The sequence below is a fragment of the Variovorax beijingensis genome, assembly GCF_003951285.1.
GTDB lineage: Bacteria > Pseudomonadota > Gammaproteobacteria > Burkholderiales > Burkholderiaceae_C > Variovorax > Variovorax beijingensis.
Genome location: NZ_RXFQ01000003.1, coordinates 341,829 through 365,591 on the forward strand (window position 1 = coordinate 341,829; position 23,763 = coordinate 365,591).

Consider the following 23,763-nt stretch of genomic DNA (forward strand, 5'->3'; position numbering starts at 1 on the left):
CCGTGGGCCGACCGAAATCGCCAACCACCCGCCGGCTGGTCGGCCTTGCCGTGGCCGCCGCTGCCTGCCCCATGCCCGGACAGGCGCAGGAGGCCATCGCGGCCCGGGCGGGCAGCCTGCCGGCCGTCGAGGTGGTCGGCACCACGCCCGTGCCGGGCATCGAGGTGCCGAAGGACCAGATTCCGTCCAACGTGCAGACCGCCGACGACCAGCACCTGCGCCGCGCGCAGAGCCTGAACCTGCCGGACTTCATGGCCGCGCAGCTGCCGAGCGTCAACGTGAACGAGATCCAGGGCAATCCGTTCCAGGTCGACGTGAACTACCGCGGCTTCAGCGCGAGCCCGGTGCTCGGGACGCCACAGGGCCTGTCGGTGTACCAGGACGGCGTGCGCATCAACGAGCCCTTCGGCGACGTGGTGAACTGGGACCTGATCCCGAAGGCCGCCATCTCGAGCATCACGCTGCTGCCGGGCTCCAACCCGCTGTTCGGCCTGAACACGCTCGGCGGTGCGCTGTCGCTGCAGACCAAGCGGGGCGACACGCATCCGGGCACCGGGCTGGAGCTGCAGGCCGGCTCCTTCGGCCGGGTGAGCACGGAGCTCACGCACGGCCGCAAGCTCGCCGAAGGCGGCCACCTGTTCCTCGCGCTCGGCGGCCTCAACGAGGACGGCTGGCGCAACTTCTCGCCCTCGCGCGTGCGCCAGCTGTTTGCCAAGGTCGGGCAGGACAGCGGAAAACTCTCCTGGGACCTGAGCTTCACCCATGGCGACAACCGGATGGTGGGCAACGGCCTGCTGCCCGAATCGATGCTGATGCAGAACCGCAAGCAGGTGTACACGCGGCCCGACCGCACCGACAACCGCATGTCGATGCTCACGCTCAATGCCAGCTACCGCCTGAGCGACGTGCAGACGATCTCCATGACCGCCTACACGCGGCGTTCGCGCTACAGCACGCTCAACGGCGACCTCAACGACGATTTCGAGCCGCCGGAGGTCGAAGCCACGGGCGTGGAGAACCGCACCTACACGCGCCAGCATGGCGAAGGCGTGGCGCTGCAGTCCACCTACACGGCGGGCATTCACCAGCTCACTTTCGGCGCTTCCGTGGACCGTGCGCGCACGCACTTCCGCCAGACCGAGTCCGAGGGCATGCTCGACTCCACGCGCGCGGTGGTGCCGCAGGAAGAAGCCGAGGTCGATGCGCTGCTCGCGGGCAAGAGCCGCACCGCGAGCATTTATTTTTCCGACCTGGTGAGCCTGCGGCCGAACCTGCAGCTGAGCCTTTCGGGCCGGTACAACGACACCCGCGTGAGCACCCGCGACGATGGGCGCGCCTTGCTCGGCCTGTCCACGCAGCTCGATGGCGAAGGCCATTACAAGAAGTTCAATCCCGCCATCGGGTTCACATGGCAGGCGACGCCGCGGCTCACGGCCTACGCCGGCTGGAGCCAGGGCAGCCGCGCGCCGAGCCCGATCGAGCTCGGTTGCTCCGACCCGGCCAACGCCTGCGTGCTGCCGAACGCGCTGCAGTCCGATCCGCCGCTCAAGCAGGTGGTGTCGCAGACGCTCGAAACCGGGCTGCGCGGCACGCTCGAGTCCGGCATGCGCTGGAATGCCTCGGTGTTTCGCACCGTCAACAAGGACGACCTGCTGTTCGTGAGCAGCGGGCTCTCGCGCGGCTACTTCAGCAACTTCGGGCGCACCCTGCGCCAGGGTGTGGAACTCGGACTCTCGCAACAGACGGACCGCGTCGACTGGTCGCTGTCGTACAGCTACCTGCGCGCGAGGTACGACTCGCCGGCCTGCCTGGTGGCCGAAGCGAACAGCAGCGCCGAGACCAGCCCCGCCTGCACCGGTGAAGGCGAGATCGCGGTGCGGCGCGGCGACCGCCTGCCGGGGCTGCCGGCGCATTCGCTCAAGCTCAACGTCGACTGGCGCGTGACCCCCGATTGGACGCTGGGCGCGCAGTACCGCGTGTATTCGAAGCAGACGGTGCGCGGCAACGAGAACGGCCTGCACGCGCCCGACGGGGCCGACTTCAGCGGCAGCGGCCGCATCGGCGGCTACGCGCTGCTCGACCTCACGACGCGCTGGAAGCTCGGGCCCAACGTGGAGCTTTTTGCCAAGGTGGCGAACGTGTTCAACCGCCGCTACGCCACCGCGGGCCAGCTGGGCCGCAATGGCTTCGATGCGAGCGGCGTGGTGGCGGCGCCCGAGGCATGGCGCAATGCGCAGTTCGTGGCGCCCGGCGCGCCGCGCGCGGTGTGGATCGGCATGCGGGTGCAGCTGGGCGTCTGAGCCCGAGCGCCCGAAGGCTCAGGCAGCGCGCCGTACGCTGCGTTTCCTTGCGGCGGTACGTGCCACCGGCAGCGTGCCGAGCTGCTGCTGGATCTGCGCCTGCCCATGCGTGCGCAAATACTCCTCGAAGGCCAGCGCCACCTGCGGCAATTGCCGCGAGGCCAGGTGCATCACGTACCAGTCGCGCACCACGGGGTTGCCCGGCACCGGCAGCACGCCCAGGAGGCCCGCATTCATCTCGAGCACGCAGGTGTGCATCGACAAAAAGGCGATGCCGAAGCCCGCGGCGCACATCTGCTTGATGGCTTCGTTGCTCGACAGCTCGGAGCCGATGCGCAGCGGCAGGCCGTGGTCCTTGAAGAAGCGTTCGACCGTGGTGCGCGTGCCCGAGCCGCGCTCGCGCACCAGCATGCGCGTGTCCGAGAGCAGGGCGATGCTCGGCTTGGCCGCAGACATCAGCGGATGCGAGGGCGCCGCTAGAAAGGCCATCGGGTGCTTGGCGAAGGCGCTGGAGTCGGTCTTCAGCTCCGCGGGCGGGCGGCCCATGATGGCGATGTCGATCTCCTGGCCCGCGAGCATGCGCACGATCTCGTCGCGGTTGCCGACCTGCAGCTTGACCTTCACCTTCGGATGCTCCTTGGCGAAGTTCACCAGGATGGGCGGCAGCAGGTACTCGGCCGTGGTGATGGCGCCCACGCGCAAGGTGCCCGAGAACACGCCCTGCAGCATGGCCATTTCGTCGCCGGCCTCGCGCCACAGGTCGAGGATGCGGCCCGCATAGCCCGCCAGCAATTCGCCCGCCTCGGTCAGCCGGATGCCGCGGCCCGTGCGCTGCAGGAGCGGCGTACCGGCCGACTCCTCGAGTGTGCCGATCTGTATCGACACCGCGGGTTGCGTCAGGTGCATTTCATCTGCAGCAAGTGAAACGCTGCCGAGCCGCGCCACGGCGTGGAAGGTGGCGAGCTGTCTAAAGCTCGCGTGCTTGGAAAGAGGCATCTAGTGATATTAGGTTTGGCAAATGTGAAAGTCAAAAGATTTAATTTTTCTTTATCTTTCATGCGGCCTACATTCACTTCACCAGACAGCACCACACCCCTTCTTTTTCGAGAGGCACTCCATGGGCAACATGAACGAAGCAATCCAGATCACCGACGCCAAGAAGCGCTACTCGGCCGGTGTGCTCAAGTACGCGCAGATGGGCTACTGGGACGGCGACTACGTGCCCAAGGACACGGACATCCTCGCGCTCTTCCGCATCACGCCGCAGGAAGGCGTGGACGCCATCGAGGCCGCCGCGGCCGTGGCGGGCGAATCGTCCACGGCCACCTGGACCGTGGTGTGGACCGACCGCCTCACGGCCTGCGACATGTACCGCGCCAAGGCCTACAAGGTCGAGCCGGTGCCCAACAACCCGGGCCAGTACTTCTGCTACGTGGCCTACGACCTCTCGCTGTTCGAGGAAGGCTCGATCACCAACGTGACGGCTTCCATCATCGGCAACGTCTTCAGCTTCAAGCCGCTGAAGGCCGCGCGGCTGGAGGACATGAAGTTCCCGGTGGCCTACGTCAAGACCTTTTCCGGCCCGCCGACCGGCATCGTGGTGGAGCGCGAGCGGCTCGACAAGTTCGGCCGGCCACTGCTGGGCGCCACCACCAAGCCCAAGCTCGGGCTCTCGGGCCGCAACTATGGCCGCGTGGTGTACGAGGGCCTGCGCGGCGGGCTCGACTTCATGAAGGACGATGAGAACATCAACTCGCAGCCCTTCATGCACTGGCGCGACCGCTTCCTGTTCGTGATGGACGCGGTCAACAAGGCCAGCGCCGCCACCGGCGAGGTCAAGGGCAGCTACCTGAACGTCACGGCCGGCACCATGGAAGAGATGTACCGCCGCGCGCAGTTCGCCAAGGAGCTGGGCTCGGTGATCGTGATGGTCGACCTCGTCATCGGCTACACGGCCATCCAGTCGATGAGCAACTGGTGCCGCCAGAACGACATGATCCTGCACCTGCACCGCGCGGGCCACGGCACCTACACGCGGCAGAAGAACCACGGCGTGAGCTTCCGGGTGATCGCCAAGTGGATGCGCCTGGCGGGCGTGGACCACATCCATGCGGGCACGGCCGTGGGCAAGCTCGAGGGTGATCCGATGACGGTGCAGGGCTACTACAACGTCTGCCGCGACACGCACACCAAGGTCGACCTGCCGCGCGGCATCTACTTCGACCAGGACTGGGGCGCGCTGCGCAAGGTGATGCCGGTGGCCTCGGGCGGCATCCATGCCGGCCAGATGCACCAGCTGCTCGACCTGTTCGGCGACGACGTGGTGCTGCAGTTCGGCGGCGGCACCATCGGCCATCCGCAGGGCATCCAGGCCGGGGCCACGGCCAACCGCGTGGCGCTCGAAGCCATGGTGCTGGCGCGCAACGAAGGCCGCGACATCGCCAACGAGGGGCCGCAGATCCTGCGCGACGCAGCCAAGTGGTGCACGCCGCTCGCGGCCGCGCTCGACACCTGGGGCGAGATCTCCTTCAACTACGCCTCCACCGATACCTCGGACTACGTGCCGACGCCGTCGGTGGCCTGAACCCGCCTTTTCCAGTTCCAGGAGCAACAGACATGCGAATCACGCAAGGCACCTTTTCCTTCCTGCCCGACCTGAGCGACGAGCAGATCAGCCGCCAGGTCGAGTACTGCCTCGACAAGGGCTGGGCCATCGGGCTCGAATACACCGACGACCCGCATCCGCGCAACACCTTCTGGGAGATGTTCGGCAACCCGATGTTCGACATCAAGGATGCGGCTGGCGTGATGCTCGAACTCGCGGCCTGCCGCAAGACTTTTCCGCAGCAGTACATCCGTGTGACGGCCTTCGACTCGACCCACGGCACCGAATCGGTCGTGATGTCCTTCATCGTCAACCGGCCGTCCAACGAACCGGGCTTCCGCCTGATCCGCTCCGAGGAGCCGGGCCGCACGATCCGCTACAGCATCGAAAGCTATGCGGTGCAGGCGCGGCCCGAAGGCAGCCGCTACTGATCGAACCCCGTACGGAGATGCCGGAGCCACGCATGGACGCCACCGAAACCCCCGCTATCACGGCCACGGCGCCGAGGCAGCTCTTCGAGTCCTCGGGCGTGAAGGCGCTGCTCGACCAGCTCGACGCCGAGCTGATCGGGCTGGCGCCGGTCAAGGGCCGCATCCGCGACATCGCGGCGCTGCTCTTGATCGACAAGCTGCGCCAGGAACAGGGACTGCAGTCGCAGCCGCCCTCGCTGCACATGTCGTTCACGGGCAACCCGGGCACCGGCAAGACCACGGTGGCGATGCGCATGGCCGAGGTGCTCAAGCAGCTGGGCTACGTGCGCAAGGGCCACCTGGTGGCGGTGACGCGCGACGACCTGGTGGGCCAGTTCATCGGCCACACGGCGCCCAAGACCAAGGAAGTGATCAAGAAGGCGATGGGCGGCGTGCTGTTCATCGACGAGGCCTACTACCTCTACCGGCCCGAGAACGAGCGCGACTACGGGCAGGAGGCCATCGAGATCCTGCTGCAGGTGATGGAGAACCAGCGCGACGACCTGGTGGTGATCCTCGCGGGCTACAAGGACCGCATGGAGACCTTCTTCGGCAGCAACCCGGGCATGGCCTCGCGCATTGCGCACCACATCGACTTTCCGGACTACAGCGAGGCCGAGCTGATGCAGATCGCGCAGCTCATGCTGGGGCGGCTGAACTACAGCTTCGACGACGGCGCGGCCTCCACCTTCTCGCGCTACGTGAGCCTGCGCCGGCAGCAGCCGCACTTTGCCAATGCGCGATCGATCCGCAACGCGCTCGACCGCATCCGGCTGCGCCACGCCACGCGCCTGTTCGGCAGCGACGAGTCCCTGACGCGCGAGCAGCTCTGCACGCTGCAGGCGCAGGACATCCTGGCCAGCCGCGTCTTCCATCCGGCGGCGGATGCCGCGCAGGCCGAAGGAGCAAGGAAATGAGCATCGAAGCCCTGGTCTTCGACGTCGACGGCACCCTGGCCGACACCGAGGAAGTGCACCGCATGGCCTTCAACCTGGCCTTCGAGCAGCTCGGGCTCGGCTGGCACTGGAGCCAGGCCGAATACCGCGCGCTGCTGGCGGTCACGGGCGGCAAGGAGCGCATGAAGGCCTGGATCGACTCGCGACCGATCGGCGCATCCGAGAAGAAGCGGCTGCACGAGCGGGTGCCGGCCATCCACGCGGCCAAGACGCAGCACTACACCGACATCGCGCGGCGCGGCGGCATCGAGCTGCGCACCGGCGTGCTGCGCTTTCTGGAGGAGGCCCAGCGCGCCGGCCTGCGCCTGGCCATTGCCAGCACCACCACCGCCGCCAACATCGATGCGCTGCTGCAGGCCACGCTGGGCCCGCGCGGGCTCACGATGTTCGACGTGATCGCCTGCGGCGACCAGGTGCGCGCGAAGAAGCCCGCATCCGACATCTACCTGCTGGCGCTGGACACCCTGGGTGTGCCGCCCGAGCGCGCCATCGCCATCGAGGACTCGCCCAACGGGCTGCGCTCGGCCCTGGGCGCCGGGCTCTGGACGCTGGTCACGCCCACCTTCTGGACCGAGGGCAGCGATTTCAGCGGCGCCGGCCTGGTGCTGCCGAGCCTGGGCGATCCCACCCAGCCGCTGTCCGGCGAGCCCGGCGGGCGCCTCGAATCCGCGGCGTGGCTCGGAATCGATGAGCTGTTGCAAATGGCCACCGTGGCCCCGCCATTGAATGCCGTGCAGGCGCTTTACCGCGAGAACCCCTAGATGCAGAACACAAAAAACGCCATGCGCATCGCGCCCAGCCTGCTGTCGGCGAACTTTGCGCGGCTCGGCGAAGAGGTCGCGGCGGTCATCGAGGCCGGTGCCGACCTGATCCATTTCGATGTCATGGACAACCACTATGTTCCAAATCTGACAATCGGTCCGCTGGTCTGCGAGGCCATCAAGCCCTATGCGACGGTGCCGATCGACGTGCACCTGATGGTCAAGCCGGTCGATGCGCTGGTCCCGATGTTCGCGCAGGCCGGCGCCTCGATCATTTCGTTCCACCCCGAGGCCAGCGAGCACATCGACCGCACGATCCGGCTGATCCGGGACAGCGGCTGCAAGGCTGGCCTGGTGCTCAACCCCGCCACGCCGCTCGCGGTGCTCGACCATGTGCTGGAACAGCTCGACCTGGTGCTGCTGATGTCGGTCAACCCGGGCTTCGGCGGCCAGAGCTTCATCGAGGGCGTGCTGCCGAAGATCGAGGCGGTGCGCCGCCGCATCGATACGAGCGGGCGAGACATCTGGCTGGAGGTCGATGGCGGCGTGAAGCCCGACAATGCCGCGCGCATCGGCGCCGCCGGGGCCGACACGCTGGTGGCGGGCTCGGCCGTGTTCAACGGCGGCCGCTACCGCGAAGCCATTGGCGCCATCCGCGCGCAGGCGCTGCAGGGCCGCGAGTCGATGGAAGGGCATCCCGCATGACGAAAGAAGAGCTGCACGGCATCGATGCGATCGCCTTCGACCTCGACGGCACGCTGGTCGACAGCGCGCCCGACATCCGGCAGGCGCTGAACTGCGCGCTCGAGGAAGCCGGGCTGGCCTGCTTCGAGCTGGACACCGTGCGCGCATGGATCGGCGACGGCCCCGACGCGCTGATCCTGCAGGCGCTGCGCGAGCACGGGCTCGGCGGCAGCGAGGCGCTGCGCGGCCGGCTGCGCAAGTCCTTCGATGCCGCCACGCTGGCGGCGCCCTTGAAGTTCGGCAGCGTGTTCGAGGGCATTGCCGCACTCGTCGCGGGCCTGCGCCGCACGCTGCCGATGGTGGTGGTCACGAACAAGCCGACGCCGCTGGCACGCGCCGTGCTGGATGCAGCGGGTCTGCTGCCGGCAATGGCGGGGGTCCATGGCGCCGACACTGCGGCGCAGCGCAAGCCCGCGCCGCTCCTGCTGCAGGCCGCGGCGCGCCAGCTGGGCGTGGAACCCGCGCGGCTGCTGATGGTGGGCGACGGCCCGGCCGACCTGCTTGCGGCGCAGGCGGCGGGCTGTCCGGCGGCGCTGGTGGCCTGGGGCTATGGCGGCCATGCGGCGGCGAATGCGGCTGAAGCGGCGTGCGCGTGGCGCGTCTCGACGCCGCAGCAGCTGCTGCTGCGGGCACGCGAGTCGCGCGCTGCCGTCCGCCGCGACGAAGAGACGGCGACCCGGATTTCTTGATTCAACCAGGAGACGATCATGCCCATTGCAGGCAAGGCCACGCTGACCCAATACATCATCGAGGAGCGCCGCCGCCACCCCGGTGCCACGGGCGCACTCAACGCGCTCATCACCGACGTCTCCCTTGCCTGCAAGGCGATCTCGCGCAAGGTGGCGCTCGGCGCCCTGGGGGACGTGCTCGGCAGCGCCAGCACGCAGAACGTGCAGGGCGAGGAACAGAAGACGCTTGACGTGCTGAGCAACGACATGTTCCTGCGCGCCAACGAGTGGGGCGGCCACGTGGCGGGCATGGTCTCGGAAGAGATGGAGGAACCCTACCTGCCGCCGCAGCAGCAGCAGTACCCGCGCGGCAAGTACCTGCTGCTGTTCGACCCGCTCGACGGTTCGTCGAACATCGACGTCAACGTGGCGGTGGGCAGCATCTTCTCGATCCTGCGCGCGCCCACGCCCGAGGCCGACGCCAAGCCCGAAGACTTTTTGCAGCCCGGCACCGAACAGGTCGGCGCCGGCTATGCGATCTACGGCCCCTCGACCATGCTGGTGCTGACGCTGGGCAACGGCACGCACGCCTTCACGCTCGATCCGCAGCTCGGCGAATGGGTGCTGAGCCATCCGAACCTGAGCATTCCGCGGCAGACCAGCGAGTTTGCGATCAACGCCTCGAACAGCCGCTTCTGGGAACCGGCCGTGAAGCGCTACGTCGACGAATGCCTGGCCGGCAAGGAAGGCCCGCGCGGCATCGACTTCAACATGCGGTGGATCGCCTCGCTGGTGGCAGAGACGCACCGCATCCTGATGCGCGGCGGCGTCTTCATGTACCCGCGCGACAGCAAGGAAGCCGGCCGCGACGGGCGCCTGCGGCTGCTCTATGAGGCCAATCCGATCTCCTTCCTGATCGAGCAGGCCGGCGGCATGGCCAGCACCGGCCGCCGGCGCCTGATGTCGGTCGAGCCGGAGTCGATCCACCAGCGCATCGGCTTCGTCTTCGGCTCGTCCGAAGAGGTCGCGCGCGTGGAGGCCTACCACAGCGAGGAGCCGCAGGACACCTATCAGGCGCCGTTGTTCGGCAAGCGAGGCCTCTTCGCAACCGCCGCCTGAACGAGGCCCTGCCGCCTGCACGAATTCTTCATCTCCCCGAGGCCACCATGTCAGCCAAACATCCCATCGTTGCCATCACCGGCTCGTCCGGCGCGGGCACCACGTCCGTCACGCGGACCTTCGAGAACATCTTCCGCCGCGAGAGTGTCAAGGCGGCGATCGTGGAGGGCGACAGCTTCCACCGCTACGACCGCAATGCCATGAAGGTGGCCATGGCCGAGGCCGAGGCCGCCGGCAACCGCAACTTCAGCCACTTCGGCGAGGACGCCAACCTGTTCGCCGAGCTCGAGGCGCTGTTCCGCGACTACGGCGAAGCGGGCGTCGGCCAGAGCCGCAAGTACCTGCACGACGCGGTGGAGGCGGCGCCCTACAAGCAGGAGCCCGGCACCTTCACGCCGTGGGAAACGCTGCCCGACAGCGAGCTGCTTTTCTATGAAGGCCTGCATGGCGGCGTGACCACCGAGAAGGTCGACATCGCGCGCCACGTCGACCTGCTGATCGGCGTGGTGCCGGTGATCAACCTCGAGTGGATCCAGAAGCTGCACCGCGACAAGAACACGCGCGGCTATTCGACCGAGGCCGTGACCGACGTGATCCTGCGCCGCATGAACGAGTACGTGCACTACATCTGCCCGCAGTTCACGCGCACGCACATCAATTTCCAGCGCGTGCCGGTGGTCGACACCTCCGACCCGTTCATTGCGCGCACCATCCCGAGTCCGGACGAGAGCCTGGTCGTGATCCGCTTCGCCAACCCGATCGGCTTCGACTTTCCGTACCTGCTGAGCATGTTGCACGACTCTTTCATGTCGCGCGCCAACACGCTGGTGGTGCCGGGCGGAAAGATGGAGCTCGCGATGCAGCTGATCTTCACGCCGATGATCCTGCGCCTCATGGAGCGCCGCAAGAAGGCCTACGCGATCTAGCGCGCGCGCCGCGGCCGAACGAACACCTCACGCACAACGAACCAACCGGACCTTCGCATGACGACTGACAACTTCGCCTTGCGCACGCAATGCGCCAACGCCATCCGCGCGCTGGCCATGGACGCCGTGCAAGCCGCCAACTCGGGCCATCCGGGCATGCCGATGGGCATGGCCGACATCGCCGAAGCCTTGTGGCGGCATCGCCTGCGGCACGACCCGGCCGATCCGCGCTGGATGAACCGCGACCGCTTCGTGGTTTCCAACGGCCACGGCTCGATGCTGCTGTATGCGCTGCTGCACCTGAGCGGCTATGCGCTGCCGATGGAGGAGCTGCGGCGCTTCCGCCAGCTGCATTCGCGCACGCCGGGCCATCCCGAGGTCGGCGTCACGCCCGGCGTGGAGACCACCACCGGGCCGCTGGGGCAGGGCATCAGCAATGCGGTGGGCATGGCGCTGGCCGAGAAGCTGCTGGCCGAGGAATTCAACCGCCCCGGCCACGAGGTGATCGACCACCGCACCTATGTGTTCCTGGGCGACGGCTGCCTGATGGAGGGCATCAGCCACGAGGCCTGCTCGCTCGCGGGCACCTGGCGCCTGCGCAAGCTGGTGGCGTTCTACGACGACAACGGCATCTCGATCGACGGCGAGGTCGGCGGCTGGTTCGGCGACGACACGCCGGGGCGCTTCGAAGCCTACGGCTGGACCGTGCTGCGCGACGTCGACGGCCACGACGCCGCGGCGCTCGATGCAGCCATTGAAAGCGCCACGGCCGCGGACCGCCCGGTGCTGGTGTGCTGCAAGACGCGCATCGGCCAGGGCTCGCCGAACCGCGCGGGCACCGCCAAGGCGCACGGCGAGGCGCTGGGCGAGGCCGAGATCGCGCTGACGCGGCAGGCGCTGGGCTGGAGCGCCGCGCCCTTCGAGGTGCCGGCGGATATTGCAGAGGCCTGGTCGGCGCGCGAATCGGGCGCCGCGCTGCACAAGGCCTGGCAGGAACGCTTTGCCGCCTATGCACAGGAGCATCCGGCGCTCGCGCGCGAACTGCTGCGGCGCCATCGCACCGATGCGCCGCTCACTGCGAAGGCCGAAGCGGCACTGGCCTCGGCCGCGTCCGGCGCGGAGCTGCGCAAGGCATCGGTCGCCACGCGCAAGGCCTCGCAGCAGGTGCTCGACGAGGTCGGCCCCGCGATGCCCGAGCTGATCGGCGGCTCGGCCGACCTCACGGGATCGAACCTCACCGACTGGAAGGGCCACCGCGAGCTCAAGGGCACGGGCACCGGCAACCACGTGCACTACGGCGTGCGCGAGTTCGGCATGGCGGCCATCATGAACGGGCTCGCGCTGCATGGCGGTTTCCGCCCCTTCGGCGGCACCTTCCTGACTTTTTCCGACTACGCGCGCAACGGCGTGCGCATGTCGGCGCTGATGAAGCTGCCGGTCATCTACGTCTTCACGCACGACTCCATCGGGCTCGGCGAGGATGGCCCGACGCACCAGCCGGTGGAGCATGCCTCGAGCCTGCGGCTGATTCCCGATGTCGACGTCTGGCGCCCCGCCGATGCCACCGAGACGGCCGTGGCCTGGCGGCAGGCGCTGCGCCGCGTGGACGGGCCAAGCTGCCTGCTGCTGACGCGCCAGGCGCTGCCGCATGCCGGCGACGGCGGCGAGCGCATCGAATCCATTGCGCGCGGCGCCTACGTGCTGCGCCGCCCGGAGGCCGAGTGCGTGGCGCTGCTGGCAAGCGGCTCCGAAGTGGGCGTGGCGCTGGCCGCCGCGGCCTTGCTGGCGCAGGACGGTATCGAGGCGCGCGTGGTGTCCGTGCCGTGCATGGACGTGTTCGAACGCCAGGACGCCGAGTGGCGCCACGCAGTGATTCCGCGCTACCTGCCGCGCGTGGCGGTGGAGGCCGGCAGCACGGGCCTCTGGTGGAAGTTCGTCGGCGAATACGGCGACGTGGTCGGGCTCGACCGTTTCGGTGAATCGGCGCCGGCCGGCGAACTCTTCAGGCTGTTCGGCCTCACGGCCGAAGTGGTGGCCGAACGCGCCCGCCACCTGCTCGCGAACGCCGCGCTGGCCAGCCTGAAAGAGGCCGCATGAGCTTCAACACGCTCGACCAGGTCGACCTGCGCGGGCAGCGCGTGTTCATCCGCTGCGACCTCAACGTTCCGTTGGACGCCTCGGGCCGCATCAGCGACGACACGCGCATCCGCGCCAGCCTGGGCGGCATCCGGCACGCCCTGTCGCAAGGTGCGCGCGTGATGGTCACTTCGCACCTGGGCCGCCCGAAGGAAGGCCGGCTGGCACCCGGCGAATCGCTGGCGCCGGTGGCGAAGCGGCTCGGTGAGCTGCTGGGCGCGCCGGTGGCGCTGGTCAGCGACTGGCTCGATCGCCCCTTCGACATTGCGCCCGGCCAGGTGGCGCTGCTCGAGAACTGCCGCGCGAACGTGGGCGAGAAGGCCAATGCCGAAGCCCTGGCGCGGCGCATGGCGGCGCTGTGCGACGTGTACGTGAACGATGCCTTCGGCACCGCGCACCGCGCCGAGGCCACCACCGAGGCGCTGGCCCGGCTCGCGCCCATGGCCTGCGCCGGTCCGCTGATGGCGTCGGAACTCAACGCGCTCGGCCGTGCGCTCGCGAACCCCGCGCGGCCGCTGGCCGCGATCGTCGGCGGCGCCAAGGTGTCGACCAAGCTGTCGATCCTCGAATCGCTCGCCGCGCAGGTCGAGTGGCTGGTGGTCGGCGGGGGCATGGCCAACACCTTCCTGCTCGCGGCGGGCCATCCGGTCGGCCGCTCTCTCTGCGAGCCCGAGATGGTGGACACCGCGCGCGCCGTGGCCGCGGCGCTCGCGGCGCGCGGTGCGCGGCTGTTCATGCCGACCGACGTGGTCACGGCCACCGAGTTCTCGCCGAACGCAGTGGCAACGGTGAAGGCCGTGGCCGACGTGGCGCCGGACGACATGATCCTGGACTTCGGCCCGGACTCGGTGGCGCGGCTCGTCGCGATGCTCGGCCAGTGCAGGACCATCGTCTGGAACGGTCCGCTCGGCGTGTTCGAGATCGAGCAGTTCTCGCACGGCACGCGCACGCTGGCCCACGCCATCGCGCGGATGGACGCGTTCTCGCTCGCGGGCGGCGGCGACACCGTGGCCGCCATCAACCAGTTCGAGGTGGAGGAGTGCATCGACTACGTCTCGACGGCGGGCGGCGCCTTCCTCGAATTCCTCGAAGGCAAGAGCCTGCCGGCCGTCAAAGCGCTCCAGGACCGGCGGCATTGACGCCCCCATCACCGATTTCCCACATCCACAGGAGCTTCCCATGGCCATGATTTCGCTGCGTCAACTGCTGGACCACGCCGCCGAGCACCAGTACGGCGTGCCGGCGTTCAACGTCAACAACCTGGAGCAGATCCAGGCCATCATGCAGGCCGCGCGCAAGACCGACAGCCCGGTCATCCTGCAGGCCTCGGCCGGTGCGCGCAAGTACGCGGGCGAACCCTTCCTGCGCAAGATGGTCGAGGCGGCCGCCGAGATGTACCCCGAGATCCCGATCGTGATGCACCAGGACCACGGCGCGAGCCCGTCGATGTGCATGCAGGCCATCCGCTCGGGCTTCACCAGCGTGATGATGGACGGCTCGCTGATGGAAGACGCGAAGACGCCTGCGAGCTACGACTACAACGTGGGCGTGACGAGCCGCGTGGTGGAGATGGCGCACGCGGTGGGCGTCTCGGTCGAGGGCGAGCTGGGCTGCCTGGGGTCGCTCGAGTCGGGCATGGCCGGCGAGGAAGACGGCAGCGGCGCCGAGGGCGTGCTGACGCACGACCAGTTGCTGACCGATCCGCAGCAGGCGGTCGACTTCGTCTCGCGCACCGGCGTGGATGCACTGGCCATTGCCATCGGCACCTCGCACGGCGCCTACAAGTTCAGCCGCAAGCCGACCGGCGACATCCTCGCGATCGACCGCATCAAGGAGATCCATGCCCGCATTCCGAAGACGCACCTCGTGATGCACGGCTCCTCGTCGGTGCCGCAGGAATGGCTGGCCGTGATCCGCGACTTCGGCGGCGACATCAAGGAGACCTACGGCGTGCCGGTCGAGGAGATCCAGGAGGGCATCCGCCATGGCGTGCGCAAGGTCAACATCGACACCGACATCCGGCTCGCCATGACGGGCGCCATGCGCCGCGCCATGGGCCAGGACCGCAGCGAGTTCGATCCGCGCAAGTTCCTGAAGGAGGCGACCGCGGCCGCGCGCGACGTCTGCGTCGACCGCTTCCAGGCCTTCGGCACCGCCGGCATGGCGTCGCGGATCAAGCCCGCGGCGCTGCAGTAGGCGCTGTTATTCGAGCAGCGCCCGGTGCACGCGGATCGCCTCGGCCGACACCCGGTTCAGCTCGCCCGGTCCACCGGCGTCCAGGTGCGCCAGCAGCTCGCGCCGCATGCGCGGTTCCCAGAAGCGCTTCAGGTGCAACGCGAGGTCATGCAGGGCCTCGCTGCGGTCGGGCATGGCTTCGAAGAAGCTGCCCATCTGGTTCACCATGCGGATCAGCTGGTCGACGTGCATTGCAAAAAGCCTCAGGCGTTGGCAGGCAGGCCGTTGAGCCGCCACGGGTGGGTGTAGATGACCAGGTCGTCGCTGCGCACGAAGCCCGCCAGCGTCAGGCCTGTGTCCTGTGCAATGGCCGTGGCCAGCGAGGTCGAGGCCGATACCGCCGCCAGCAGCGGCACGCCGGCCGCGACGGTCTTCTGCACCATCTCGAAACTCGCGCGGCTGGTCACCGCGATGAAGCCGGTGGATGCGGCCACGCTGCTTCTCGCGAGCGCGCCCACGAGCTTGTCGAGCGCGTTGTGCCGGCCGACGTCCTCGCGCACCAGCAGGGCTTCGCCTTCGGCGCTGCACCAGGCCGCCGCATGCACGGCACCCGTCACCTTCTGCAGCACCTGCATCGATGCCAACTCCCGCATGCCGCGCGCCACGGCACGGGTCGAGAGCGCCGGACCGTCGGCCAGGGGTGGCAGCGCGCGCGTGACGTGCGCCAGGCTCTCGGTGCCGCACAGGCCGCAGCCCGTGCGCCCAGCCATCGAGCGGCGGCGCTCTTTCAGCCGCGCGAAGGCCGCGCTCGCCACGTCGAGCTTGAGCGTGATGCCCTCGGGCCCATACGCTTCCTCGACGCCGTAGAGCTCATTGCGCCCGAGCAGGATGCCCTCGCTGAGCGCGAAGCCCAGCGCAAAGTCGGCCAGGTCGGCGGGCGTCGCAAGCATCACGGCGTGCGCGATGCCGTTGAACTCCAGCGCGACCGGCACCTCCACGGCCACCCAGTCGCGGTTGTCGAAGGCCTGGAGCGCGCGCACGCCGCGCACGGGCAGCAGTTCGGCGCTCCCGGGGCGCAGTGGTACATCGGACAGGTTCACTTGGCGGCCGCCGTTTCTTCGATGCGCCTGTTCAGCAGTTCTTCCTGCAGCGCGTTGAACCGGCTGTACTCCTGCTGCCATTCGGAAGGCTGCATCACCGGCATCACCTGCACCGCGGTCACCTTGAACTCGGGGCAGTTGGTGGCCCAGTCGGAGTTGTCGGTGGTGATCACGTTGGCGCCCGATTCGGGGAAGTGGAAGGTGGTGTAGACCACGCCCGGCTGCACGCGCTCGGTGATGGTGGCGCGCAGCACGGTTTCGCCCGCGCGGCTCCGGATGCCGACCCAGTCGCCCTCGGCGATGCCGCGGTCCTCGGCGTCGGCCGGGTGGATTTCGAGCCGGTCCTCGCTGTGCCACTGGTTGTTGTCGGTGCGGCGCGTCTGCGCGCCCACGTTGTACTGCGACAGGATGCGCCCGGTGGTCAGGATCAGCGGGTACATGCGCGTGACCTTCTCGTCGGTCGGCACGTACTGCGTGATGATGAACTTGCCCTTGCCGCGCACGAACTCGCCGATGTGCATGGTCGGCGTGCCTTCGGGCGCGGCCTCGTTGCACGGCCACTGCACGCTGCCCAGCTTCGCGAGCTTGTCGTAGCTCACGCCCGCGAAGGTGGGCGTGAGTGCGGCGATCTCGTTCATGATTTCTTCGGCGCTCGCGTAGTTCATGGGATAGCCGAGCGCGTTGGAGAGCAGCTGCGTCACCTCCCAGTCGGCATAGCCGGCCTTGGGCGGCATGACCTTGGTGACGCGCGAGATGCGCCGCTCGGCGTTGGTGAAGGTGCCGTCCTTCTCGAGGAACGACGCGCCCGGCAGGAACACGTGTGCGTACTTGGCGGTTTCGTTCAGGAACAGGTCCTGCACCACGATGCACTCCATCGCCATCAGGGCCTCGGCCACGTGCTGGGTGTTGGGGTCCGACTGGACCACGTCCTCGCCCTCGCAGTACAGGCCCTTGAAGCTGCCGGTGATGGCGGCATCGAACATGTTGGGAATGCGCAGGCCCGGCTCGGGCCGCAGCTCCACGCCCCAGGCGGATTCGAAACTGCCGCGCGCGGTGCTGTCGGATACATGGCGGTAGCCGGGCAGCTCGTGCGGGAACGAGCCCATGTCGCAGGAACCCTGCACGTTGTTCTGGCCGCGCAGCGGATTCACGCCCACGCCTTCGCGACCCACGTTGCCGGTGGCCATGGCGAGGTTGGCGATGCCCATCACCATGGTCGATCCCTGGCTGTGCTCCGTCACGCCCAGGCCGTAGTAGATGGCGGCATTGCGCTTGCCGTCGTGGCCTTTGGCAAACAGCCGCGCGGCGGCGCGCAGCTCGGTGGCCGGCACGCCGGTCACTGCTTCCATGGCCTCGGGCGAGTTGGCCGGGCGTGCAACGAATTCGCGCCACTCGTTGAACGACTTGGGCTCGCAGCGCTCGGCCACGAAGGCCTCGTCGACCAGGCCTTCGGTCACGATCACATGCGCCATGGCGCTGATGACCGCCACGTTGGTGCCGGGCTTGAGCTTGAGGTGGTGGTCGGCCTTGACGTGCGGCGACTTCACCAGGTCGATGGTGCGCGGGTCGATCACGATCAGCCGGGCACCGGCGCGCAGGCGCTTCTTCATGCGCGACGCGAACACCGGGTGGCCGTCGGACGGGTTGGCGCCGATCACCATGATCACGTCCGACTTCTCGACCGACTTGAAGGTCTGCGTGCCGGCCGATTCGCCCATGGTCTGCTTCAGGCCGTACCCCGTGGGCGAATGGCACACGCGCGCGCAGGTGTCGACGTTGTTGTTGCCGAAGGCCGCACGCACCAGCTTCTGGACCAGGTAGCCCTCTTCGTTGGTGCAGCGCGAGGACACCAGGCCTCCAATCGAATCGGTGCCGTATTTCGCCTGGATGCGGCGGAACTCGCTGGCGGCATGGTTGACGGCTTCGTCCCAGCTCACCTCCTGCCACGGGTCGGTGATCCTGCTGCGGATCATGGGCTTGAGCACGCGGTCCTTGTGGGTGGCGTAGCCCCAGGCGAAGCGGCCCTTGACGCAGGAGTGGCCTTCGTTGGCCTTGCCGTCCTTCCAGGGCACCATGCGCACCACTTCGTTGCCCTTCATCTCGGCCTTGAAGCCGCAGCCCACGCCGCAATAGGCGCAGGTGGTGACGGCGCTGTGCTCGGCCTGGCCGAGCCAGATCACCGACTTTTCCTGCAGCGTGGCGGTGGGGCAGGCCTGCACGCAGGCGCCGCAGCTCACGCATTCGGATTCCATGAAGGGCTGGTCCTGGCCCGGCGAGACGCGCGATTCGAAGCCGCGGCCGCTGATGGTGAGCGCGAAGGTGCCCTGCGTCTCCTCGCAGGCGCGCACGCAGCGGTTGCAGACGATGCACTTGGCGGGGTCGTACGTGAAGTAGGGGTTGGACTCGTCCTTGGCGCTTTTCAGGTGGTTGGCGCCGTCGTAGCCGTAGCGCACGTTGCGCAGGCCCGTGACGCCGGCCATGTCCTGCAGCTCGCAGTCGCCGTTGGCTGCGCAGGTGAGGCAGTCGAGCGGATGGTCGGAGATGTAGAGCTCCATCACGCCCTTGCGCAGCTCCTGCAGCCTCGGGCTTTGCGTGCGCACCTTCATGCCGGCCTCGGCCGGCGTGGTGCACGACGCCGGATAGCCCTTGCGTCCGTCGATCTCCACCAGGCAGAGCCGGCAGGAGCCGAAGGGTTCCAGGCTGTCGGTCGCGCACAGCTTGGGCACTTGCACGCCCGCGTCGACCGCGGCGCGCATCAGCGAGGTGCCCTTCGCCACCGTCACAGGCATGCCGTCGATCTCGAGCGTGACTTCCTCGGTGGACTCGCGCCTGGGCGTGCCGCGGTCGATGTCTTGCGATGGATTCAACATGGGGTGTCTCCTGGAATGCTCTTGGATTCAGGCTGCGGCGCGGTCCGGAACCTTGATGCCGAAGTCCTCCGGGTAGTGATTGATGGCCGACAGCACGGGGTAGGGCGTCATGCCGCCCATCGCGCAGAGCGAGCCGTGCAGCATGGTGTCGCACAGGTCGCGCAGCAGAATGACCTGCTGCGGGCGGTTCTGGTTGCCCGTGATCTTGTCGATCACTTCCACCCCGCGCGTGGAGCCGATGCGGCAGGGCGTGCACTTGCCGCAGGACTCGATCGCGCAGAACTCCATCGCGTAGCGCGCCAGCTGCGACATGTCGGCCGTGTCGTCGTGCACCACGATGCCGCCGTGCCCCACCACCGCGCCCACGGCCGCATAGGCCTCGTAATCCAGCGGCAGGTCCCATTGCGATTCGGGCACGTAGGCGCCCAGCGGGCCGCCCACCTGCACCGCCTTGATCGGCCGGCCGCTCGCGCTGCCGCCGCCGAAGTCGTAGAGCAGTTCGCGCAGGCTCAGGCCGAAGGCCTTCTCGACCAGGCCGCCATGCCTGATGTTGCCGGCCAGCTGGAACGGCAGCGTGCCGCGCGAACGGCCCATGCCGTAGTTTTTGTAGAAGTGCGCGCCGCGCGCCAGGATGAGCGGCACCGATGCCAGCGTGATCACGTTGTTGATCACCGTGGGCTGGCCGAACAGGCCCTGCAGCGCCGGCAGCGGTGGCTTGGCGCGCACGATGCCGCGGCGGCCTTCCAGGCTTTCGAGCAGCGCGGTTTCTTCGCCGCACACGTAGGCTCCGGCAGCCTTGCGCACGGTCAGGCGGAAGCTGCGGCCCGAGCCCAGGATGTCGTTGCCCAGGAAGCCGGCCTGCTCGGCATGGCGGATGGCTTCGCCCAGCGTGGCAATGGCATGCGGGTATTCCGAGCGAACGTAGATGTAGCCTTCGGTCGCGCCCGTTGCAATGCCTGCGATGGCCATGCCTTCCACCAGCATCAGCGGATCGCCTTCCATCGTCATGCGGTCCGAGAAGGTGCCTGAGTCGCCTTCGTCGGCATTGCAGACGATGTATTTCTGCGGCGCCTCTGCGGCCAGCACGGTCTTCCATTTGATCCCGGCCGGAAATGCGGCGCCGCCGCGGCCGCGCAGGCCGGAGTCCAGCACCTGCTGGACGATCTCCGCTGGCGCGAGCGCCAGTGCGCGGCGCAGTCCGGCGAAGCCCTCATGCGCCTCGTAGTCGGGCACCGACACCGGATCGGTCACGCCCATGCGCGCGAAGGTCAGTCGCTCCTGCTTCTTCAGATATGGAATCTCGTCGGTCAGGCCCAGGTTCAGCGCATGGGCGCCGCCGGAAAGAAAGCCGGCGTCGAACAGGCCCGCAACGTCGGCACCCGTGACCGGGCCGTAGGCCACGCGGCCCTGCGGCGTGGCCACTTCGACCAGCGTCTCCAGCCAGAACAGGCCGCGCGAGCCGTTGCGCACGATGCGCACGTCGGCATTGCGCACATGGGCTTGCGCTTCGATCTGCCGGGCCACCGGGTCGGCGCCGACAGCCAGCGCCGCGGAGTCGCGCGGGACATAGATCACGGTGGCGGTCATGAGGCGCTCCGTGCTTCCCGGGCGATGTCGTCGAACAGCGCCGGCGTGACGCGCGCATGCACCTCGCCGTTCACCGCGATGGCAGGCGACGAGGCGCACAGGCCGAGGCAGAACACAGGCTCCAGTGCGCAATGGCCGTCCGCCGAGGTCCCGTGCGCGCCGCAGCCCAGGCGCTGCTCGGCATGCGCGAGCAGCGCGTCCGCCCCCATCGCCTTGCAGGCTTCGGCGCGGCAGACCTGCACCAGCAGCCGGCCCGCCGGGGCCGAGCGGAAGTGGTGGTAGTAGCTGACCACGCCATGCACCTCGGCGCGCGACAGGTTGAACTGCTCGGCGATGAGCGGGACCGCGTCGGGCGGAACATGCCCCAGCGCGTCCTGGATGCCATGCAGGGCAGGAAGCAGCCCGCCCGGCGTGTCCTTGTGCGCGGCGGCGATGGATGCAGCGATGCTCAGATTGTTCATATGCTTTGAATCTCCTAAAGTTGGAGCTGCAATACTCGTGGTGGCGCGAGTCTATGGAGAGGCGTCCAACGCCACAATATGAAGCGTTCAGCCCAATAAATATGCTTTGGAAAGCCGAAATTCATGCATGAAGTGCACATCAGGCCGCAATGGACCATCCGCCAGCCCGACGGCGCGGCCCTGGCGCCGCGGGTGATCGAACTGCTGGTGCAGGTGCTGGAGCACGGCAGCCTGTCCAGCGCCTGCACCGCGTCCGGCGTGTCCTACCGCCATGCATGGGAGCTGATCCGCCAGGGCGAAGCCATGTTCGGCCAGCCGCTGGTGGCCATGCGGCGCGGCAAGGGCTCCAGCCTCACGCCGCTCGGCGAAAAGCTGGTGTGGGCCGACCGCCGCATCACCGCGCGGCTGTCGCCGCTCCTGGATTCGCTGGCCTCCGAACTGGGCGCGGAAATCGAGAAGCTGATTCCCACCGCGCCCACGCTGCTGCGCATCCATGCGAGCCACGGTTTCGCGATCGAGGCGTTGCACGGCTTCCTGGCCGCGGCGCAGGTGCCGGGCGATCTGCGCTACTGCGGCAGCGAAGAAGCCGTGGCCTCGCTGCACCACGGCAGCTGCGACGTCGCAGGCTTCCATGTGCCACTCGGCGTGTTCGAGGCCGAAGCCGTCGCGCACTACGGGCCTTGGCTCAACGCCGATACGCAGAAGGTCATCGGCATGGCGACGCGGCACCAGGGCCTGATGGTGGCGCCCGGCAACCCGAAGAAAATCTACACGCTGGCCGATCTGGCGCGTCCCGGCGTGCGCTTCATCAACCGGCAGGCGGGCTCGGGCACGCGCTATTTGTTCGACCTGCAGCTGCGAGAGCAGGGCATTGCGCCCGAGGCCATCAAGGGCTACGAGCAGTGCGAGTTCACGCATGCGGCGGTGGCCGCCTTCGTGGCCAGCGGCATGGCCGACGCGGGCTATGGCGTGGAAACGCCGGCGCGCCAGTTCAAGCTGGACTTCATCTCCAACCAGGTGGAGCGCTATTTCCTGCTGTGCGAGGAGCGCTCGCTTGCCGCGCCGATCGTGCGGCGGATGCTGGACATCCTGCAGAGCGAGGCCTACCAGGATGCCGTGAACCGGCTGCCGGGCTACCAGGCGGTGAACTGCGGCCGCGTGCTGTCGCTGCCCGAGGCCTTCGAGTCGCTTCGCCCCGCACCGGCTGGCAAGCGCCGCACGGCCGCGCGGTCCAAGTGACCGAGGCTCTGTTCCACTGTCAGCAAAAAGCACTCAGCAACTCGCTCGTCGCAACTTTGCGACAAAGCAGGCTCAAAAGTAACCATCTGTATGGTTAAATCGCCCGAACTATCGCGAAGAGGACGAGGGATCTCCATGAAGCTGCTGCTGAGCATCGTGTGCGCCGTTGTTGCGTTGGCAGGGTGCGTCAGCACGCCGCCCACGCCGACGCAACCCGGAACCGGATCGGGGCTGTCGTACGTGCCCATGGTCGCCATGGAAGGCGTGGACCGGGCCCGCTACGACAGCGACGTGGCCGATTGCCGCACGGCGGCGACGCGGATCACCGCGCGCAGCGAAACCGGCGACGCCATGTGGCTCGCACTGGGCCTGGGCCTGATCACGGTGCATGGACAGGGCATCGTGGCAGCGGCCTCGTACACCGGCATTTCGGCCGCGGTGATCGACATGTCCTACCGGCCCAGCGCGCAGCTGATTGCCGAGCACCAGCAGATCGCCGTGGTGCACTGCATGGCCAAGCGCGGCTACCGCAACCTCGACCCGAACGTGCGCGACACGTTCTACGGCCATGCCTTCAATCCGGAAGTGCTGCTGGCGCCGCGCAGGACCGGGGTCGACACCTACAACGCCGAAGTGCTTGCGAGGGCCGGGCAGTGCAGCATCCAGCCGCGCGCCGAGCTGACGGCCAAGGGCCCGGGCTACGAGTCGTACAGCGTGCCCTGCTCGAACGGCACGGCCTGGGCCGTGCGCTGCGAATTCGGCAAGTGCCGCGTGCTGGGCCAGTCGGCCGTCCGGCGCGCCTCCTGACGCCGGCGCTCGTCACTTGATGAGCATGCCCTTGAGGGCCGGGTCGGCGGGCGGCGCCTTGAGCTTCATCTGCCGCAGGATCTTCATCAGGAGCCGCGCGATCATCAGGTTGCGGTGCCGCTTGTTGTTGGCCGGTATCACGTACCAGGGCGCGTGCTCCGTCGAGGTGGCGCGCAGCGCCTTGTCGTAGGCCTGCTGGTAGGCGTTCCACTTGGTGCGCACCTCGAGGTCGCCCACATTGAACTTCCATTGCTTGCCGGGCGTGTCGATGCGCGCCTGCAGGCGTTCGCGCTGCGTGTCCTTGTCGATGTGCAGCATGCACTTGACGATCACCGTGCCGGTCTCGACGAGCAGGCGCTCGAAATCGTTGATCTGCGCGTAGCGCCGCTGGGTCTCGGCCTTGTCGATCCAGCCTTCGACCACGGGCACCAGCACGTCCTCGTAGTGGCTGCGGTTCCACACCGCGATCTCGCCGCTGCGAGGCACCACCGCATGGCAGCGCCAGAGGTAGTCGTGCGCGCGCTCGTCGTCGCTGGGCACCTTGAAGGCGGTAACGCGCACGCCCAGCGGGGAGGTTCGCGAGAAGACCCAGCGGACGGTGCCGTCCTTGCCGCTGGTGTCCATGCCCTGCAGCACCAGCAGGACCTTGCGGCGGCCCTCGGCATGCAGCAGGTTCTGCATTTCGTCGAGTTCGATGGCCAGAGTGTCGATCTCGGCGAGCTGGGCGGCTTCGTCGCCGTCCAGGAACGGAGATTCGCCGGAGTCCACCTGCGAGAGTTTGAACTTGCTGTCGACGCGGTACTTCTTGAAGCTGGCCATGAATCCGGACCTCCGTGCAA

21 protein-coding genes are annotated in these 23,763 nt (G+C 68.2%); 14 read left to right on the forward strand and 7 right to left on the reverse strand.

Translation table 11 applies throughout. The features are described 5' to 3' along the window. Window positions 1–2: 2 nt before the first annotated feature. Complete coding sequence (locus tag EJO66_RS07055) at window positions 3–2,300, forward strand: TonB-dependent receptor (protein ID WP_240648526.1); 2,298 nt, start codon at window positions 3–5, stop codon at window positions 2,298–2,300. Window positions 2,301–2,318: 18 nt separating this feature from the next. On the opposite strand, the gene EJO66_RS07060 is transcribed toward EJO66_RS07055, so the two are convergent. Further along, window positions 2,319–3,296: a LysR family transcriptional regulator gene (locus EJO66_RS07060; protein WP_125964811.1), complete on the reverse strand. Its 978-nt coding sequence runs from the start codon at window positions 3,294–3,296 to the stop codon at window positions 2,319–2,321. 130 nt (window positions 3,297–3,426) lie between these two features. On the opposite strand from EJO66_RS07060, the gene EJO66_RS07065 reads away from it, so the two are divergent. The 11 genes from EJO66_RS07065 to fba are packed head-to-tail and all read left to right on the forward strand — an operon-like array spanning window position 3,427 to window position 14,881. After that, window positions 3,427–4,884: a form I ribulose bisphosphate carboxylase large subunit gene (locus tag EJO66_RS07065; RefSeq protein ID WP_317617010.1), complete on the forward strand. Its 1,458-nt coding sequence runs from the start codon at window positions 3,427–3,429 to the stop codon at window positions 4,882–4,884. Window positions 4,885–4,916: 32 nt separating this feature from the next. After that, the gene (locus EJO66_RS07070) at window positions 4,917–5,336 is read left to right on the forward strand and encodes a ribulose bisphosphate carboxylase small subunit (protein ID WP_124958015.1); all 420 of its coding nucleotides are present in this window, start codon (window positions 4,917–4,919) and stop codon (window positions 5,334–5,336) included. Window positions 5,337–5,368: 32 nt separating this feature from the next. Then, on the forward strand, window positions 5,369–6,292 hold the full coding sequence (gene cbbX / locus EJO66_RS07075; RefSeq protein ID WP_125964812.1) for a CbbX protein: 924 nt from the start codon (window positions 5,369–5,371) through the stop codon (window positions 6,290–6,292). Next, window positions 6,289–7,092: an HAD-IA family hydrolase gene (locus EJO66_RS07080; protein WP_125964813.1), complete on the forward strand. Its 804-nt coding sequence runs from the start codon at window positions 6,289–6,291 to the stop codon at window positions 7,090–7,092. Before cbbX ends, EJO66_RS07080 begins: the two co-directional genes overlap by 4 nt. Beyond that, window positions 7,093–7,797, forward strand: coding sequence for a ribulose-phosphate 3-epimerase (rpe, locus tag EJO66_RS07085; protein ID WP_125964814.1), 705 nt, complete (start codon window positions 7,093–7,095; stop codon window positions 7,795–7,797). Continuing rightward, entirely contained in the window at window positions 7,794–8,525 is a 732-nt protein-coding gene (locus EJO66_RS07090) for an HAD family hydrolase (protein WP_125964815.1), read from the forward strand. Before rpe ends, EJO66_RS07090 begins: the two co-directional genes overlap by 4 nt. Before the next feature lie 18 nt (window positions 8,526–8,543). Beyond that, entirely contained in the window at window positions 8,544–9,623 is a 1,080-nt protein-coding gene (locus tag EJO66_RS07095; RefSeq protein ID WP_124958010.1) for a class 1 fructose-bisphosphatase, read from the forward strand. A gap of 47 nt (window positions 9,624–9,670) precedes the next feature. Continuing rightward, window positions 9,671–10,549, forward strand: coding sequence for a phosphoribulokinase (locus EJO66_RS07100; protein ID WP_124958009.1), 879 nt, complete (start codon window positions 9,671–9,673; stop codon window positions 10,547–10,549). Window positions 10,550–10,606: 57 nt separating this feature from the next. Next, the gene (gene tkt, locus EJO66_RS07105) at window positions 10,607–12,646 is read left to right on the forward strand and encodes a transketolase (RefSeq protein ID WP_125964816.1); all 2,040 of its coding nucleotides are present in this window, start codon (window positions 10,607–10,609) and stop codon (window positions 12,644–12,646) included. Continuing rightward, entirely contained in the window at window positions 12,643–13,824 is a 1,182-nt protein-coding gene (locus tag EJO66_RS07110; protein WP_125964817.1) for a phosphoglycerate kinase, read from the forward strand. Before tkt ends, EJO66_RS07110 begins: the two co-directional genes overlap by 4 nt. 40 nt (window positions 13,825–13,864) lie before the next feature. Then, window positions 13,865–14,881, forward strand: coding sequence for a class II fructose-bisphosphate aldolase (gene fba, locus EJO66_RS07115; RefSeq protein WP_125964818.1), 1,017 nt, complete (start codon window positions 13,865–13,867; stop codon window positions 14,879–14,881). A 6-nt stretch (window positions 14,882–14,887) separates the two neighbouring features. Here fba and EJO66_RS07120 read toward each other — a convergent pair whose 3' ends face one another. Genes EJO66_RS07120 through EJO66_RS07140 form a run of 5 tightly spaced genes read right to left on the reverse strand, consistent with a single transcriptional unit; the run spans window position 14,888 to window position 20,878 of the window. Next, the gene (locus tag EJO66_RS07120) at window positions 14,888–15,112 is read right to left on the reverse strand and encodes a formate dehydrogenase subunit delta (protein ID WP_125964819.1); all 225 of its coding nucleotides are present in this window, start codon (window positions 15,110–15,112) and stop codon (window positions 14,888–14,890) included. An 11-nt stretch (window positions 15,113–15,123) separates the two neighbouring features. Next, on the reverse strand, window positions 15,124–15,960 hold the full coding sequence (gene fdhD, locus EJO66_RS07125) for a formate dehydrogenase accessory sulfurtransferase FdhD (RefSeq protein ID WP_125964820.1): 837 nt from the start codon (window positions 15,958–15,960) through the stop codon (window positions 15,124–15,126). Beyond that, entirely contained in the window at window positions 15,957–18,830 is a 2,874-nt protein-coding gene (gene fdhF, locus EJO66_RS07130) for a formate dehydrogenase subunit alpha (protein WP_125964821.1), read from the reverse strand. Before fdhF ends, fdhD begins: the two co-directional genes overlap by 4 nt. A 27-nt stretch (window positions 18,831–18,857) precedes the next feature. Beyond that, window positions 18,858–20,417 (reverse strand): formate dehydrogenase beta subunit, encoded by a 1,560-nt coding sequence (locus EJO66_RS07135; RefSeq protein ID WP_125964822.1) that lies wholly within the window; start codon window positions 20,415–20,417, stop codon window positions 18,858–18,860. Continuing rightward, the gene (locus EJO66_RS07140) at window positions 20,414–20,878 is read right to left on the reverse strand and encodes a formate dehydrogenase subunit gamma (protein WP_125964823.1); all 465 of its coding nucleotides are present in this window, start codon (window positions 20,876–20,878) and stop codon (window positions 20,414–20,416) included. The genes EJO66_RS07135 and EJO66_RS07140 overlap by 4 nt, the downstream gene beginning before the upstream one ends. Before the next feature lie 123 nt (window positions 20,879–21,001). Here EJO66_RS07140 and EJO66_RS07145 point away from each other — a divergent pair, with 123 nt between their 5' ends. Both EJO66_RS07145 and EJO66_RS07150 read left to right on the forward strand, forming a co-directional pair. Next, entirely contained in the window at window positions 21,002–22,117 is a 1,116-nt protein-coding gene (locus EJO66_RS07145; protein WP_125964824.1) for a substrate-binding domain-containing protein, read from the forward strand. A gap of 135 nt (window positions 22,118–22,252) precedes the next feature. Then, entirely contained in the window at window positions 22,253–22,924 is a 672-nt protein-coding gene (locus EJO66_RS07150) for a hypothetical protein (protein WP_125964825.1), read from the forward strand. Between the two features lie 12 nt (window positions 22,925–22,936). On the opposite strand, the gene EJO66_RS07155 is transcribed toward EJO66_RS07150, so the two are convergent. Beyond that, complete coding sequence (locus EJO66_RS07155) at window positions 22,937–23,743, reverse strand: PPK2 family polyphosphate kinase (RefSeq protein ID WP_124958000.1); 807 nt, start codon at window positions 23,741–23,743, stop codon at window positions 22,937–22,939. Window positions 23,744–23,763 lie beyond the last annotated feature (20 nt).

Excerpts from the sequence above, each read along its gene's own strand:
- EJO66_RS07065 (WP_317617010.1), top strand. The coding sequence starts at position 3,427 with ATGAACGAAGCAATCCAGATCACCGACGCCAAGAAGCGCTACTCGGCC.
- fba (WP_125964818.1), top strand. The coding sequence starts at position 13,865 with ATGGCCATGATTTCGCTGCGTCAACTGCTGGACCACGCCGCCGAGCAC.
- rpe (WP_125964814.1), top strand. The coding sequence starts at position 7,093 with ATGCAGAACACAAAAAACGCCATGCGCATCGCGCCCAGCCTGCTGTCG.
- EJO66_RS07145 (WP_125964824.1), top strand. The coding sequence starts at position 21,002 with ATGCATGAAGTGCACATCAGGCCGCAATGGACCATCCGCCAGCCCGAC.
- fdhF (WP_125964821.1), bottom strand. The coding sequence starts at position 18,830 with ATGTTGAATCCATCGCAAGACATCGACCGCGGCACGCCCAGGCGCGAG.
- EJO66_RS07155 (WP_124958000.1), bottom strand. The coding sequence starts at position 23,743 with ATGGCCAGCTTCAAGAAGTACCGCGTCGACAGCAAGTTCAAACTCTCG.
- EJO66_RS07110 (WP_125964817.1), top strand. The coding sequence starts at position 12,643 with ATGAGCTTCAACACGCTCGACCAGGTCGACCTGCGCGGGCAGCGCGTG.
- EJO66_RS07060 (WP_125964811.1), bottom strand. The coding sequence starts at position 3,296 with ATGCCTCTTTCCAAGCACGCGAGCTTTAGACAGCTCGCCACCTTCCAC.
- tkt (WP_125964816.1), top strand. The coding sequence starts at position 10,607 with ATGACGACTGACAACTTCGCCTTGCGCACGCAATGCGCCAACGCCATC.
- EJO66_RS07120 (WP_125964819.1), bottom strand. The coding sequence starts at position 15,112 with ATGCACGTCGACCAGCTGATCCGCATGGTGAACCAGATGGGCAGCTTC.
- cbbX (WP_125964812.1), top strand. The coding sequence starts at position 5,369 with ATGGACGCCACCGAAACCCCCGCTATCACGGCCACGGCGCCGAGGCAG.
- EJO66_RS07070 (WP_124958015.1), top strand. The coding sequence starts at position 4,917 with ATGCGAATCACGCAAGGCACCTTTTCCTTCCTGCCCGACCTGAGCGAC.
- EJO66_RS07090 (WP_125964815.1), top strand. The coding sequence starts at position 7,794 with ATGACGAAAGAAGAGCTGCACGGCATCGATGCGATCGCCTTCGACCTC.
- EJO66_RS07150 (WP_125964825.1), top strand. The coding sequence starts at position 22,253 with ATGAAGCTGCTGCTGAGCATCGTGTGCGCCGTTGTTGCGTTGGCAGGG.
- EJO66_RS07095 (WP_124958010.1), top strand. The coding sequence starts at position 8,544 with ATGCCCATTGCAGGCAAGGCCACGCTGACCCAATACATCATCGAGGAG.
- EJO66_RS07080 (WP_125964813.1), top strand. The coding sequence starts at position 6,289 with ATGAGCATCGAAGCCCTGGTCTTCGACGTCGACGGCACCCTGGCCGAC.
- EJO66_RS07135 (WP_125964822.1), bottom strand. The coding sequence starts at position 20,417 with ATGACCGCCACCGTGATCTATGTCCCGCGCGACTCCGCGGCGCTGGCT.
- EJO66_RS07100 (WP_124958009.1), top strand. The coding sequence starts at position 9,671 with ATGTCAGCCAAACATCCCATCGTTGCCATCACCGGCTCGTCCGGCGCG.
- EJO66_RS07140 (WP_125964823.1), bottom strand. The coding sequence starts at position 20,878 with ATGAACAATCTGAGCATCGCTGCATCCATCGCCGCCGCGCACAAGGAC.